We start from the raw sequence: 13,735 nt of genomic DNA, 5'->3' as shown, positions 1-13,735 counted from the left end.
AAACCATCAGGCCGCTGTCTCGAGAGTTCCCCCTTTCAAGAGCGGGAAACCAAGGGCCTCCCGTTCCGCCAGCCAGGCCTCGGCCACCTTGCGGGCCAGGTTGCGGATCCGACCGATGGTGGCGGTGCGCTCCGTCACGGAAATCACGCCACGGGCCTCCAGCAGGTTGAAGGTGTGGCTGCACTTCAGAACGAAATCCAAGGCCGGTGCCGGCAGCTGCTTCTCGATCAGATCTGCCGCTTCCGCTTCATAGATGGCGAACAACTGCTTGAGCCGCTCGGGATTGGAGGCCTCAAAGTTGAAGTGGCACTGCCCCTTTTCAAACGGCAGCCAGATCTCGCCGTAACTGCGCTCGCTGTTCCAGCTGAGGTCCCAGATGCTTTCCACGTCTTGGAGATACATCGCCAGCCGCTCGAGCCCGTAGGTGATCTCAATCGAAACGGGCTTGCAATCGATGCCGCCGCATTGCTGGAAATAGGTGAACTGGGTCACCTCCATGCCGTCGAGCCACACTTCCCAGCCCACACCCCAGGCGCCGAGGGTTGGGGACTCCCAGTTGTCTTCGACGAAACGGATGTCGTGGTCAGCGGCCTTGATGCCCAACTCCTCCAATGACGCCAGGTAGGTCTCCTGGATGCCATCTGGGGATGGCTTGATCAGCACCTGGTACTGGAAATAGTGCTGGGCCCGGTTGGGGTTGTCGCCATAACGGCCATCGGTGGGGCGACGGCAGGGTTCGGGATAGGCCACGGCCCAGGGCTCTGGGCCAATGGCCCGGAGCACCGTGTGGGGGCTCATGGTGCCGGCACCCTTTTCGGTGTCGTAGGGCTGCAGCAACAGACATCCCTGGTCTGCCCAGAACCGGTTGAGCGTGCTGATGATGTCCTGAAAATGCACTGGGCCGGGGCGTCCTGGGTTCCGATTCTGCCCAGTGGCCGGTCAGCCCTCCAAAGCCAGGCAACGGTGCAGGTGCGCGATGGCGTGATGGCGATGCGGATTGTTGCCGCTGGGACCAATCATTCCGAGCCAGAAACTGCCATCCCCCTGAAAAACCAGGACGGGCTTTGCACCGCCCTTGCCATGGCAATCCAGCAAGGACATGCACAGCTTTTCAGCGACCTCAGGGCCCTTGGGGCGCTGGCGCAGGCGACGCAACAGTGGATCCACCTGCGAGAAGGAGACGAAACAGGCGCGGTCGGAGTCGGTGATCAGGATCAGGCCATCCAGCCACTGCACTTCCTGAAGCAGCTCTTCAATGCGGGGCAGCAGCTTCGGCCGCGGAAACGCCAAACCGGAACCTCCCCTTAACGTTCTCTTCAGCTTTCCTACGTCAGCAGCGGGGTGTGTCGCAAGCGACGCAGGCGAAGATTCATGCCCTAAGGATCAAAACGCCCATCTGCCCGGCCACGAGCGAGCGGTGGTTCGCTTCGGCAAATCCCGCCTGCCGTGCCAGCCGCTCCTGTTCAGGCCCCGCAGGAAAGCGCTCCAGGCTTTTCTCCAAGTAGGCGTATTCCTCCCGTAAACCCACAGAGGAGGCAGCGGGCACCACCAGGCGACGCAGATAGAAGCGCTGAAAGGCAGCCGCCGCGCCGCTTTGGGGCAAACGGTTGAAGTCCAGCACCCCGGCACGCCCGCCGGGCTTCAACAGCCGGCGCAGTTCCTTCAGCCCCTGCAGGGGGTCAGCCAGATTGCGCAATCCGTAGGCCATCACCGCACCATCCACGCAGGCAGTGGGCAAGCCGGTTTGCAGAGCATCCCCTTGCTGGAAGGTCACCGGCAACCAGGGCTGCTGGCGCTGGCGCTGGCGGGCGCGCTCAAGCGGAGCAGCGGCGGCATCGAGACCAGTGACAGCACCAGCGGGGCGAACACATCGCCCCAATTCCAAGGCCAGGTCCCCCGTTCCGCAGCACAGATCCAGCCAGTGCTCACCAGCCACCGGCTTGAGGGCGCGCACCAACTGACGTTTCCACTGGCGATGCAACCCGAAACTGAGCACATCGTTGAGGCGGTCGTAGCGAGGAGCGACAGCGTCAAACAGCTGTTCCACCGCCGCGGGATCACCAGGCTTCATGGACGGATCGTCAGGCCACGGGAAAGCAGATCTTGCTTGATCTGTTCCACGGTGAGAACACCGTCGTGCAGCAACGAGGCCAGCAAGGCTGCGGAAGCATGGCCTCCCTCGGGGCCCACGTCCAACGCCTCAGCGATGTGATCCAGGCAACCCGCACCACCGGAGGCGATTACCGGGATGGGGACCGCATCGGCCACGGCCCTGGTCAGGGCGAGGTCATAACCAGCCTGGGTGCCATCACCATCCATGGAGGTGAGCAGGATCTCTCCAGCCCCGAGGCCAGCCACCCGCTGGGCCCACTCCACAACATCGAGGCCCGTGTTCTCGCGGCCTCCCTTCACGTACACATCCCAGCCGCCGGCATCGCGACGACGGGCATCAATGGCCACGACGATGCACTGGCAGCCGAACTGATCGGCCCCCTCTCGCACCAGCTCAGGCCGCCGCACCGCCGAGGAGTTGAGGCTCACCTTGTCGGCACCGGCCCGCAACAACTCGGTAATCCCTTCAACGGTGCTGATGCCGCCGCCAACCGTGAAAGGAATCGTGACCGATTCAGCCGTTCGACGCACCATGTCGATCAGGGTGCCGCGCCCCTCATGGCTGGCTGCGATGTCGAGGAAAACGAGTTCATCCGCCCCTGCCCGGCTGTAACGGCAAGCCAGCTCCACTGGATCGCCGGCATCGCGCAGGCCAACGAAATTGACACCTTTCACCACCCGTCCCCGGGCGACATCCAGGCAAGGAATCAGACGCAGAGCAACCATCGATTCGGCGCAAAAGCGACTGTTAGGGTTGCGCCACTCTCCAAGCCTCGCAGGCCATGTCCCAGGCTGACGCCATTTCGATCGGCTCCAAGGTTCGCGTGACCCGCGTGCGTGATCGCATTCCCCAGGCCATGGTTGACCTTCTGAAGAAGGACGCCAACGGCACGGTGAAGGATTTCCGCACCGTCGACGGCAAAGGAATCGGTGTGGTTGTTGAGCTCAGCGATGGCTCCACCAGCTGGTTCTTCGAAGACGAAATCGCCGCCGCCTGAGGACTATCTCTGTGAGCGACGCGCGTCAGCTGCTTGGGATGAAAGGTGCCTCAGGCACCACCAACATCTGGAAGCTGCGGCTGCAGCTGATGAAACCGGTCACCTGGATCCCCTTGATCTGGGGGGTGGTCTGTGGTGCTGCAGCCAGCGGCAACTACGAGTGGCGTGTGGATCACGTGCTTGCCGCCTTCGCCTGCATGTTGATGAGCGGCCCCCTGCTGGCGGGTTTCACCCAAACCATCAACGACTACTACGACCGTGAGATCGACGCGATCAACGAGCCGTATCGGCCAATCCCGTCGGGAGCGATTCCACTGGGCCAAGTGAAGCTGCAGATCTGGGTGCTGCTGCTCGCCGGTTTAGGCGTGTCTTACGGACTCGACCGCTGGGCCGGCCACACCACGCCCGTGGTTTTTCTGCTGGCGTTGGGTGGCTCGTTTGTGAGCTACATCTATTCAGCACCTCCGCTGAAGCTGAAGCAGAACGGTTGGCTGGGGAACTACGCCCTCGGCGCCAGCTACATCGCCCTGCCCTGGTGGGCCGGCCAGGCCCTGTTTGGGCAGCTGACCTGGGGCACTGCACTGCTCACCCTGGCCTACAGCCTTGCGGGCCTCGGCATCGCTGTCGTCAACGACTTCAAGAGCGTTGAGGGCGACCGTGAACTCGGACTTCAATCGTTGCCAGTGGTGTTCGGCATCAAACGCGCCAGTTGGATCAGCGCCGCGATGATCGATGTTTTTCAGCTGGCGATGGTTGCCGTCTTGATCGGGATCGGCCAGCATTTTGCAGCGGTTCTGCTGGTTCTGTTGATCGTTCCCCAGATCACCTTCCAGGACATCTGGCTGCTGAGAGACCCCGTGGCCTTTGACGTGAAATATCAGGCCAGTGCCCAGCCCTTCCTGGTGCTCGGCATGCTGGTGACCGCTCTGGCCGTGGGCCATAGCCCCTTGACCCAGGTGATGTGAACCGTTCCCGCCTGCACTGGGCAATGATCGCTGGCACAGCAGCTGCAGTGGGCGTGGGCGCTGCTCTAAGCATGCGCGCCCTGACGGAACTGGTGGATGCCACGCTGCCTGATGCCCGGGGTATTGCCAGCTTCAATCGGCCGGGAACGATCACCCTGCTCTCCACCAACGGCAAGGTGATCCAGAAGCTGGGGCCAGCCACGCGGGAGAAGGTGAAACCCGGTGCGATGCCGCCAACGGTGGCTGAGGCGTTCATCGCTGCCGAAGACCGTCGCTTTTATCAGCACGACGGTGTTGATGGCTGGGGCATCGCCAGGGCCATCGTCACCAATGTCCGCCAAGGGGCGGTTCGGGAAGGGGCAAGCACCATCACCCAGCAGCTGGCTCGAACCGTCTTTTTGAGCCAAGACCGCACCATCACCCGCAAACTCAAGGAAGCGGCTCTGGCCATGAAGCTGGAGCGCCAGCTGAGCAAGCAGCAGATCCTCGAGCAGTACCTCAATTACGTCTACCTGGGCTCCGGCGCCTATGGCGTTGCCGATGCGGCCTGGATCTACTACTCCAAAACCCCGGAGCAGCTCACGGTTCCTGAAGCAGCCATGATCGCTGGGCTGCCGCCAGCTCCATCGATTTATTCACCCCTGGTGAACCCAGATCTGGCCAAGGAACGGCGCTCGATCGTTCTGGCTCGCATGGCCCAGGCCGGATTCATCTCCGCCAGCGAGGCAGAGCGCGGTCGCAACAGCCCCCTCGGCCTGAAGCCAGCAACACCCAAGTACTTCAACAGTTCAGCGCCCTACTTCACCACCTGGATTGCCCAGGAGCTGCCCAAATTCTTGACGCCAGAGCAACTGGAGGTGGGCGGGGTCAAGGTGCGCACCAGCCTGAATCTCGACTGGCAGAAGAAGGCTCAGCAGGTGATTCGAGCCAATGCCCCCTTCGACACGGAAGGCGCGATGGTTTCGATCGATCCAGGCAACGGACTGGTGCGGGTAATGGTGGGCGGCAAGGATTTCTCCAAGAGCCAGTTCAACCGCACCATCCTGGCGCTGCGCTCTCCGGGCTCCACCTTCAAGCTGTTTCCCTACGCCGCGGCCATTGATCGGGGAATGAAGCCCGAAACCAAAGTGTTTGATGCCAAGCGGTGCTGGAACGGCTACTGCCCAAAAAACTTTGGCAACAAGTACTACGGCAACATCTCCCTGGCCGATGCCCTGAAGAACTCACTGAACACGGTGGCGGTTCAACTGCAGGACATCGTTGGATTTGATGCCGTCATTGAGGTTGCCAACAACTTCAACATCGGCACCGATCGGCCTCTCGGCAAGTACTACCCCATGGCCATCGGGGCCTACGAGCAAACCATCCTCGACATGACCGCCGCCTATGCCGGCATGGCCAACCGCGGCGTGTTCTTCTCACCCAGCCCCTTTGAGGAAATCCGAGGACCGAAGAATGAGCTGCTTTGGAGCCGACGCCTCAGCGACAACCGAGGCAAGCGAGCGATTGATAGTGATGTGGCGGACACCATGAACTGGATGCTGCAGCGGGTGGTGACCGGCGGCACCGGCATCGCCGCAAAACTCGATGATCGCCAGGTGGCCGGCAAAACGGGAACGTCAGAGAACACCCGTGATCTTTGGTTCATCGGCTCGATTCCTCAGCTCACAACGGGCGTCTGGTTCGGATACGACGACGACCGCGCCACCAAGAGCACCAGCGGCGAGGCGGCATGGGCTTGGAAGCAGTTCATGCTCCAGATCAAGGACGAGATCCCCGTCCGCAACTTCCCCGACAAACCCAAGCTGAAACGCAAAGTGCGTTTGGCTGTTGACCCGAAAACGATCGCCAAGCCACCGAAGACCAAACCAGAGCAGGAGAAGGGGAATGGCAGCGGCGATCCTGATGGAGCTCAACCGACGGGGCAGACCGGCCTGCCCGATCTCACGCCCTTGGCGCCTCCGCCTCGCCAGACCCCCTATCTCTGGAGAGATAGGGGGTCTGGCAGGAGCGTTGATCGCCAGGGACGTCGCTGGAACCGGGATTGATCCAAGGCCTTAAGCCCGCTTCAGCACAGCCGAATAGAAGCCATCTCCTCCGCTGGCTTGATCCGGCCAGAGCTGGCTCTCCTGCTCCAGGCAGAGCGATGGATGTCGCTTCAACAACGCCTGGATCTGTTGCTGATTTTCATCGGGATGAATGGTGCAGGTGGCGTACACCAACACGCCTTGGGGAGCCAACAACGGCAAAAGCCCATCCAGGAGAGCTTGCTGTTGGGGCAAAAGACCACGAATGGATTGGGGCGTCACCCGCCAACGGGCATCGGGGTGACGGGCCAGGGTTCCCAGCCCTGAGCAGGGGGCATCGATCAGGATCCGCTGAAAGGATTCACGCCATTGGGGGCGCTGCTCCAAAAGATTGGCAGCATCCGCAGCCAGGGCATTGATGGAGGCGAGGCCAAGCCGGGCGGCATTGGCTGCAACGCGCTTCAGCCGTCCGGCTGAACGGTCCACAGCCCAGATCTCCGCCTGATCTCCCACCAACTCCGCCACATGGGTGGATTTGCCCCCCGGAGCCGCACAGGCATCCAGGATGCGATCTCCCGGCTGGGGATCGAGCAGAGGCGCAATCGATTGCGCCGAACAATCCTGCACACACCAATGGCCCTCGGCATAACCAGGCCAGTGGCGCAGATCGCCGCTGTGGCCTGAGATGCGCAGGCCATCGGGACAACCAACGATGGGCTCGCTGTTGATGCCAGCCGCGGCGAGATCCTTCTGCACCTGCGGAGGACTCGATCGCAACCGGTTCACCCGCAAATCCAGATCCGGTACGCGGTTGCAGGCGCTGGCCACCGCCGCGCCCCCCTCCGCCCCGCGCCACTCGACCAACAACTGGGTGAACCAATCCGGCAGGGAATGGGCCTGGGCGAGCTGAGCCGGCAAATCGTTGGTCAATGGCAGGGTTTCGCCGGCCTCACGCGTCCGCAGCGCCGCCCGAAGAACCCCGTTCACCACAGGGGCCAGCCGGGCCAATCCCTTGCTGGTTTTGGCCAATTCCACAGCGGTGTTCACCGCTGCTGAATCTGGAATCCGCTCCATCAACAGCAGTTGATAGAGCCCCACATGCAACAGCCAGCGCAGCTTGGGCGGTTGCTTCTCGGCCGGCACCTTGCCCAACCGATCCAACCAGGCATCGAGGGTGCGCCGTTGGCGGATCGCGCCATAGGCCAGCTCGGTCACCAATCCCCGATCCGAAGGCTTGAGGTCCCGCTCCCGCAGCACCCGCTCCAGCGCCACATCGGCATAGGCCCCAGCCGCAACCGCCTGCAACACATCCCAGGCGAGACGGCGCGGCAGCAGTCCAATCGGAGCAGAATCAGACAAAAGCGACACGCATCAGTCCCCAGCATGGGCGTCCGGGTGCCAGAGGAACTGACGCAGCGGCAAGCGTCCTTCCTCATCCACCGGAATGCCCTCAGCCAGCAGAAAATCCCGCTGGATCCAGTCACTGCCCTCACGGCTGAGGCTCATCGAAATCCGGCCCTGAGCGTTTACCACGCGGTGCCAGGGAACGCTGGATGGGAGCTTGAGCCGCCGCAAGGCCCAACCCACCTGACGCGCACAACCAAAGGCACCGATCAAATCAGCGATCTGGCCGTAGGTCGCCAACCGACCGTGGGGAATACGAGCCACCTGGCTCCAGACACGCTGATCAAACGTGCCGCCGGAGACGTACGGTTCAACGGTGGGATCCTTGGGCGGGATCTGGATGGCGACGGAAGCGCTGACTTCTTGATTGTCGTTCCAGACCCCAAAGCATGGAAGGACCCCACCTGTTGCTCTCTCCCGACTGACCGCCCATGCCCCTGCTGCCGCGACGGTTTGAGCGGCTGAAATCCGTGCTCAACCACCGCATGGCGGATCTCACGGTGCTGCTCGAACACGTGGAGAAACCGCACAACCTCTCCGCCATCCTGCGCAGCTGTGATGCCGTCGGGGCCCTGGAGGCCCACGCGGTGAGTTTTGACGGGCGACCACGCACGTTCAACAGCACGGCCCAGGGCAGTCAGAAATGGGTGCCTCTGCACGACCATCCCGACACCGAAACAGCCATCCGTCATCTCAAAGCGAAAGGGTTCCGGCTCTACGGAACCCATCTCGGGGTGGATGCCAAGGACTACAGGGAGTGCGACTTCACCGGGCCCACCGCCTTCGTGCTCGGGGCCGAGAAATGGGGGCTGACCGATCAAGCCCGGGACCTGATGGATGAAGCGCTGTTCATCCCGATGCGAGGCATGGTGCAGTCCCTGAACGTTTCAGTCGCCACCGCAACCCTGCTATTTGAAGCGCTGCGCCAACGCCAGGTGGCCGGACTGGCTCCAACCCAGGGCGAAGGCCTGAAGCCAGAGCAGTACCAGCAGTTGCTGTTTGAGTGGTCCTACCCCGAGGTGGCCCGCTGGTGCCGGGAGCAGGAACGGTCATACCCCGCCTTAAGTGAGGAAGGAGAGCTGATGGAGGAGTTGCCGAGAACTGTGAAGCTGCGCTGCTGATCCAAGGGAAGACTTGTATCTCCGTGAACCCTGGGCCATAACCAAAGCAGCGGATTGTCAGCAATGGACAACAAACAGCTGCACCAGTACGCGGTCACCTACCACTGCGGCAACGAATGGGGCGAAGAAATGCTCCAATCCGACGATCTCAGCCATGCCGTGGAAGCGGCCCACGCCATCTTCCCCAGCTCCTGCCGGATTTCGATCCGTGAGGTGAAGGCACCGAAACCAGCCTGAGATCAGCGCGGTCGCCGCGGCACTCCAGGCAACTGAACCGCGGCGATCAACACCGCCGTTTCCAGCAGCAGATTGCGGCTGACCAGCACCACCACCAACATCAAGGTGGTGGCCAGGATCCGCTCGAGCAAGGCGATCACGTCATCGGTGCTGTCGCAGCTTTTTTTCCAGAGCAGCGCGGCCATGCTCAGCAACAGCAAGCTGATCCACCAGGCCATCACACCCGTGCCGATGGGATCAGTCTGACGCGGGTCGGGCTTCTGCGCCGCTCACCCAGGCCTCAATGCCTTCCCCAAGGAAGGACAGCCCCAGCACCAGCACAAACATCGCCAAGCCAGGGAACAGCGCGGTCCACCACACCCCTGTGGGCACTGCGGCAAGAGCCAGGTTGAGATCACCACCCCATTCAGGCACGGTCTCCGGCAGACCCAGGCCGAGAAATCCCAATCCGCCCAGCACCAGCACTGCATCGGCGGCATTGAGGGTGAGCAGCACCGGCACGGAGGTGATCACGTTGCGGAACAGATAGCGCCGCAGGATCCAGAGCGGGCCCGCCCCGAGGCTCTGGGCCGCCTCCACAAAGAGCTCGCTCTTCACCTGGGCGGTTTGATTGCGCACCACGCGGAAATACTGCGGCACGTACACCACACAAAGGGCGGCGGCGGCATTGGGAATGCCCTTGCCCAGCAGAAAGGCCAATACCACCGAAAGCAACAACACCGGCAGCGTGTAGAGCGTGTCCATCAGCAGCACCATCAGGCGATCGACAGCGCCGCCGAAATAACCACTCACCATGCCCAGGGGCACACCCACCAGCAGGGCCACACCCACCGCCAGCAACACCACCTGAAGAGCCACTCCACTGCCGGCCATGGTGCGCACACACACATCCCGGCCGAGCCGGTCGGTGCCGCACCAATGGGTCCAGCTGGGAGCGGAATAGATCGGGTTCTCCAGGCCGGCATTGGCGTCCGGAAGGACGCCAGCACTCACCAACAACGGTGTGATCAAGGCCACCAGCAGGTAGATCCCCACAATCACCAGGCCCCAGCGGGCCATGCGGGTGGAGAGGCTGCGGGTCACGGGCAGGTTGGCCTCAGGCAGATGCATTGTCTCCCGAACTGCGGAAGAGGGTTAATTCCCCCCACCATCATTGAGCTTCAGCACCGCCATGAAGGCCTCCTGAGGCACATCCACCTTGCCCATCGCCTTCATCCGCTTCTTGCCCTTGGCCTGTTTCTTCAACAGTTTCTTCTTGCGGGAAATGTCACCGCCGTAGCACTTGGCGAGCACATCTTTGCGGATGGCGCTGATACTGGTGGAGGCAATAATCCGGCTGCCGATCGAAGCCTGAATCGGAATCTTGAACTGCTGGCGTGGAATGAGTTCCTTGAGTTTCTCCACCAACGCCTTGCCCACGTTGTAGGCCTTGTCTTGATGGACGATCGTGGTGAGAGCATCGGCTCGCTCACCGTTGATCAGCACATCGAGACGCACCAACTGGTTCTTGCGGTAGCCGATCAGGCTGTATTCCATGGATGCATAGCCCTGGGTTCGCGTCTTCATCTGATCGAAGAAGTCGGTCACCACCTCTGCCAGCGGTAATTCGTAGATCAACGTCACCCGATCGGTGGTGATGTACTTCATGTCGATGTAGTCACCGCGCCGTTCCTGGCAGAGGCCCATCAAGGCGCCGTTGTAGTCGTTCGGCGCATAGATCTCCATGCGCACGTAGGGCTCTTCAATCGACTCACGCTTCTGCGGATCCGGAAGGGTGGCGGGGTTGTCCACCATTACCTCGGAGCCATCGATCATGTTCACCTTGTAGATCACCGATGGGGCAGTGACGATCAGATCGAGGTCGTACTCGCGCTCGAGCCGCTCCTGCACGATCTCCATGTGCAGCAGGCCAAGGAAGCCACAGCGGAAGCCAAAGCCCATGGCGCTGCTGGTTTCCGGCTCATACTTCAACGCGGCATCGGAAAGCTGCAGCTTGTCGAGGGCATCGCGCAGATCCGGATACTGGTCAGCCTCGGTGGGGAACAGGCCGCAGAACACCATCGGCTTGGCCTCGGTGTAACCGGGCAAAGGCTCATCCGCGGGTGCATTCACCAGGGTGATCGTGTCGCCCACACGGGCATCAGCCACGGCCTTGATCGATGCCGCTAGGTAGCCCACCTCGCCGGCGTGGAGCTCATCAACCTTCTTCTGATCCGGCGCCATGATCCCGATTTCATCGAGCTCATAGGTCTTCTTGCTGGCCATCAACAGCACCTTGTCTTTGCAGTTGATCCGGCCGCTCATCACCCGGAAGTAAACGATCACGCCCCGGTAAGGGTCGTAATAGGAGTCGAAAATCAGGGCCTTGGTGGGTTCCTCTACCGCATCCTTCGGCGGGGGCACGCGGTCCACCACGGCCTGCAGGATCTCGGGCACACCCATGCCGGTCTTGGCCGAGCAGGGGATGGCGTTATCGCAATCGAGGCCGATGATCGCCTCCACTTCTTCCTTGATCCGATCCGGATCCGCACCGGGCAGGTCGATCTTGTTGAGCACCGGGATGATCTCGAGATCGTTGTCCAGCGCCAGATACACGTTGGCCAAGGTCTGGGCTTCGACGCCCTGGCTGGCATCCACCACCAGCAGCGCCCCCTCACAGGCCTGAAGGCTGCGGCTCACCTCATAGGAGAAATCCACGTGGCCAGGAGTATCGATCAGGTTGAGGACGTACTCCTCCCCATCGGCCGCCGTGTAGTTCATCCGGGCGGCCTGGAGCTTGATGGTGATCCCCCGCTCCCGCTCCAGGTCCATGTTGTCCAGGAACTGGTCCTGCATGTCCCGGTTGGCCACGGTACCCGTGTCCTGCAGCAAGCGGTCGGCCAGGGTCGACTTGCCGTGGTCGATGTGGGCAATGATGCAGAAGTTGCGGATCCGTGAGACGGGGGCGTCGGTCATGCAGCGGCGGAATCCCGTCTCGGGTCCAGAAAGCGTCGTTGCCACAATCCTAAGGAGCGGCACCAGTGGTCATGAGCAATCCCTGGACCCTGCTGCTGCTGGCGATCAGCGCTGAGGTGATCGGCACCTCCTGCCTGCGGCTTTCGGAAGGCATGACACGACCGCTGCCCACACTGCTGGTGTTCAGCGCCTATGCCCTTGCGATGGCCCTGCTCTCCAAGGTGGTGCTGAGCATCCCCCTGGGGATTACGTATGCCCTCTGGAGCGGCATCGGCACTGTTGTGATCGTGCTGGTGGGGCGCTTCGCCTACAGCCAGATGCTGCAGCCCGCCCAATTGATCGGCATCGCTTTGATCACGGCCGGCGTTGTTTTGGTGAACCTGGGGGAATGACGCTCAGGCGCTGAGTCCCAGCAGGGCATCGCTGCGTTCCCGCATCCGGTTTAGCACCTGCGGATCCTGCTGTGGGTCTTCATGGATGCTCGGCAACAGCGCCTGCAACCGCTGCTGCCAGGCGTCGCTGTCGAGCCGTTGCTTGAAGCAGCGCTGCAACACCTCCAACATGATCGTCACCGCTGTGCTCGCTCCCGGGGAGGCCCCCAGCAGCGCCGCCAGGGAGCCATCACCGGAGGCCACCACTTCCGTTCCCAGCTGCAGCCGTCCGCCCTGCTTGCTGCGTTTGATGATCTGCACCCGCTGGCCCGCCACCGAGAGGGTCCAGTCTTCAGCGCGGGCGGTGGGCATGAACTGCTGCAGCGCCTCGTGGCGCTCCGCCGGGCTCTGACGCAGCTGATTGATCAAGTACTGCACCAGTTCGAAATTGGTGGCCCCCACCTGCAGCATCGGCACCAAATTGGTGGCCCTTACGGAAGCAGGGAGGTCCAACAGGGAACCCTGCTTGAGGAACTTGCTGCTGAAGCCAGCAAAGGGGCCGAACAGCAGCGACCGCTTGCCATCGATCCAGCGGGTGTCGAGGTGGGGCACCGACATCGGTGGGGCTCCCACCGCCGCCTTGCCGTAGACCTTGGCCCGCTGACGATCCGCCAGTTGGGCATCACCGCAGACCAACCAGAGGCCACTCACCGGGAAGCCCGCGAAATCAGCCGCCTCCGGAATCCCGGAGCGTTGCAGCAGCGGCAGGGCACCACCCCCGGCACCAAGAAAGACAAAGGGGGTCCGCACTTCTTTTTTGCCGGAGGGCCCCTTGAGCAGCACGCGCCAGTCGGCCTCAGTCATGTCGCTGTGGCGCAGACGTTTGAGGTCTTGAACCTGGGTGCCGTACTCCACGCTGAGCGCTCCGCTCTGCTGCAACGGCATCAGATAGGCCCGGGTGAGGGTGCCGAAATCCACGTCCGTACCCCGATCTATGCGCGTGGCCGCCACGGGCTGCTTGAGATCGCGGCCCGCCATCACCAGGGGCATCCATTCGGTGAGCTCGCTCTGGTCTTCGCTCCAGCGCATCCGCGCAAAGGCCGGTAGGTCCTTCAGTTGGCTGAAGCGCTGACGCAGAAAGGCGATGTTCTCCGGCGTCCACACGGCGCTGATGTGAGCCGCCTGGTGGAGAAAGCTGCTGGTGTCGAGATCGCCCCGCTCCTGCAGCGAGCTCCAGAACTCCAGGCTGCGTTCAAACGAGGCGTTGATGGCCACCGCTTTGGCCGTCGCGACGGTGCCATCCGCCTGGATCGGGGTGTAGTTCAGCTCGCAGTTGGCGGCATGGCCGGTGCCGGCATTGTTCACTGCTGCGCTGCTCTCCAGGGCAGGCGCTTCAAGGCGCTCAACCAGAAGAATCCGCAGCTGCGGGTCGAGTTCATGCAGCAGCGCCGCCAGAGTGGCGCTCATGATTCCGGCGCCCACCAGCACGGCGTCATAACGGGCCTCTGGGTTGAACGAACCGTCGTGCTGCACCGGAGCTGGAGG

General features: G+C 62.4%; 16 protein-coding genes. 6 read left to right on the top strand and 10 right to left on the bottom strand.

Features of this window, described 5'->3' with window-relative positions:
• Positions 1 to 6: 6 nt before the first annotated feature.
• The 4 genes from glyQ to hisF form a co-directional block, all read right to left on the bottom strand.
• Entirely contained in the window at positions 7 to 897 is an 891-nt protein-coding gene (gene glyQ / locus SynM161_RS03795) for a glycine--tRNA ligase subunit alpha (RefSeq protein ID WP_186542023.1), read from the bottom strand.
• Positions 898 to 939: 42 nt separating this feature from the next.
• Positions 940 to 1,290, bottom strand: coding sequence for a hypothetical protein (locus tag SynM161_RS03790; protein WP_186542022.1), 351 nt, complete (start codon positions 1,288 to 1,290; stop codon positions 940 to 942).
• A 79-nt stretch (positions 1,291 to 1,369) separates the two neighbouring features.
• Positions 1,370 to 2,071: a bifunctional demethylmenaquinone methyltransferase/2-methoxy-6-polyprenyl-1,4-benzoquinol methylase UbiE gene (gene ubiE / locus SynM161_RS03785; RefSeq protein ID WP_186542021.1), complete on the bottom strand. Its 702-nt coding sequence runs from the start codon at positions 2,069 to 2,071 to the stop codon at positions 1,370 to 1,372.
• The gene (gene hisF / locus SynM161_RS03780) at positions 2,068 to 2,838 is read right to left on the bottom strand and encodes an imidazole glycerol phosphate synthase subunit HisF (RefSeq protein ID WP_186509032.1); all 771 of its coding nucleotides are present in this window, start codon (positions 2,836 to 2,838) and stop codon (positions 2,068 to 2,070) included. The genes ubiE and hisF overlap by 4 nt, the downstream gene beginning before the upstream one ends.
• 56 nt (positions 2,839 to 2,894) lie before the next feature.
• On the opposite strand from hisF, the gene SynM161_RS03775 reads away from it, so the two are divergent.
• The 3 genes from SynM161_RS03775 to SynM161_RS03765 are packed head-to-tail and all read left to right on the top strand — an operon-like array spanning position 2,895 to position 6,123.
• Complete coding sequence (locus tag SynM161_RS03775; RefSeq protein WP_114988478.1) at positions 2,895 to 3,110, top strand: DUF2862 domain-containing protein; 216 nt, start codon at positions 2,895 to 2,897, stop codon at positions 3,108 to 3,110.
• A gap of 11 nt (positions 3,111 to 3,121) precedes the next feature.
• Positions 3,122 to 4,075, top strand: coding sequence for a chlorophyll synthase ChlG (gene chlG / locus SynM161_RS03770; protein WP_115081950.1), 954 nt, complete (start codon positions 3,122 to 3,124; stop codon positions 4,073 to 4,075).
• Positions 4,072 to 6,123 carry a transglycosylase domain-containing protein gene (locus SynM161_RS03765; protein WP_186542020.1) on the top strand — a complete coding sequence of 684 codons (2,052 nt, stop codon included), beginning with the start codon at positions 4,072 to 4,074 and terminating at the stop codon, positions 6,121 to 6,123. Before chlG ends, SynM161_RS03765 begins: the two co-directional genes overlap by 4 nt.
• A 9-nt stretch (positions 6,124 to 6,132) precedes the next feature.
• Here the strand turns inward: SynM161_RS03765 and SynM161_RS03760 are convergent, their stop codons facing one another.
• Entirely contained in the window at positions 6,133 to 7,470 is a 1,338-nt protein-coding gene (locus SynM161_RS03760; protein ID WP_186542019.1) for a 16S rRNA (cytosine(967)-C(5))-methyltransferase, read from the bottom strand.
• A gap of 3 nt (positions 7,471 to 7,473) precedes the next feature.
• Positions 7,474 to 7,770, bottom strand: a complete 297-nt coding sequence (locus tag SynM161_RS03755) for an MGMT family protein (protein WP_370593108.1) — start codon at positions 7,768 to 7,770, stop codon at positions 7,474 to 7,476.
• Positions 7,771 to 7,937: 167 nt separating this feature from the next.
• On the opposite strand from SynM161_RS03755, the gene trmH reads away from it, so the two are divergent.
• Entirely contained in the window at positions 7,938 to 8,627 is a 690-nt protein-coding gene (gene trmH / locus SynM161_RS03750) for a tRNA (guanosine(18)-2'-O)-methyltransferase TrmH (RefSeq protein ID WP_186542018.1), read from the top strand.
• A 63-nt stretch (positions 8,628 to 8,690) separates the two neighbouring features.
• Positions 8,691 to 8,864 (top strand): hypothetical protein, encoded by a 174-nt coding sequence (locus tag SynM161_RS03745; protein WP_170950570.1) that lies wholly within the window; start codon positions 8,691 to 8,693, stop codon positions 8,862 to 8,864.
• 2 nt (positions 8,865 to 8,866) lie between these two features.
• Here the strand turns inward: SynM161_RS03745 and SynM161_RS03740 are convergent, their stop codons facing one another.
• From SynM161_RS03740 to lepA, 3 genes are read right to left on the bottom strand one after another with little or no spacing between them, the layout of a single operon-like run.
• Positions 8,867 to 9,082: a hypothetical protein gene (locus SynM161_RS03740; RefSeq protein ID WP_114988483.1), complete on the bottom strand. Its 216-nt coding sequence runs from the start codon at positions 9,080 to 9,082 to the stop codon at positions 8,867 to 8,869.
• A 19-nt stretch (positions 9,083 to 9,101) separates the two neighbouring features.
• Positions 9,102 to 9,974, bottom strand: coding sequence for an ABC transporter permease (locus SynM161_RS03735; protein ID WP_170950569.1), 873 nt, complete (start codon positions 9,972 to 9,974; stop codon positions 9,102 to 9,104).
• Between the two features lie 24 nt (positions 9,975 to 9,998).
• Positions 9,999 to 11,819, bottom strand: coding sequence for a translation elongation factor 4 (gene lepA / locus SynM161_RS03730; protein WP_186542017.1), 1,821 nt, complete (start codon positions 11,817 to 11,819; stop codon positions 9,999 to 10,001).
• A gap of 71 nt (positions 11,820 to 11,890) precedes the next feature.
• Here lepA and SynM161_RS03725 point away from each other — a divergent pair, with 71 nt between their 5' ends.
• Positions 11,891 to 12,211, top strand: coding sequence for a multidrug efflux SMR transporter (locus SynM161_RS03725; RefSeq protein WP_186542016.1), 321 nt, complete (start codon positions 11,891 to 11,893; stop codon positions 12,209 to 12,211).
• A gap of 3 nt (positions 12,212 to 12,214) precedes the next feature.
• On the opposite strand, the gene SynM161_RS03720 is transcribed toward SynM161_RS03725, so the two are convergent.
• Positions 12,215 to 13,723 (bottom strand): malate:quinone oxidoreductase, encoded by a 1,509-nt coding sequence (locus SynM161_RS03720; protein ID WP_186542474.1) that lies wholly within the window; start codon positions 13,721 to 13,723, stop codon positions 12,215 to 12,217.
• Positions 13,724 to 13,735 lie beyond the last annotated feature (12 nt).

It is taken from the genome of Synechococcus sp. M16.1 (genome assembly GCF_014279895.1).
In the GTDB taxonomy this organism is placed as follows: Bacteria; Cyanobacteriota; Cyanobacteriia; order PCC-6307; family Cyanobiaceae; genus Parasynechococcus.
Note: the sequence above shows the minus strand (reverse complement) of the source record. Positions and strands in the feature narration are given on the sequence as shown.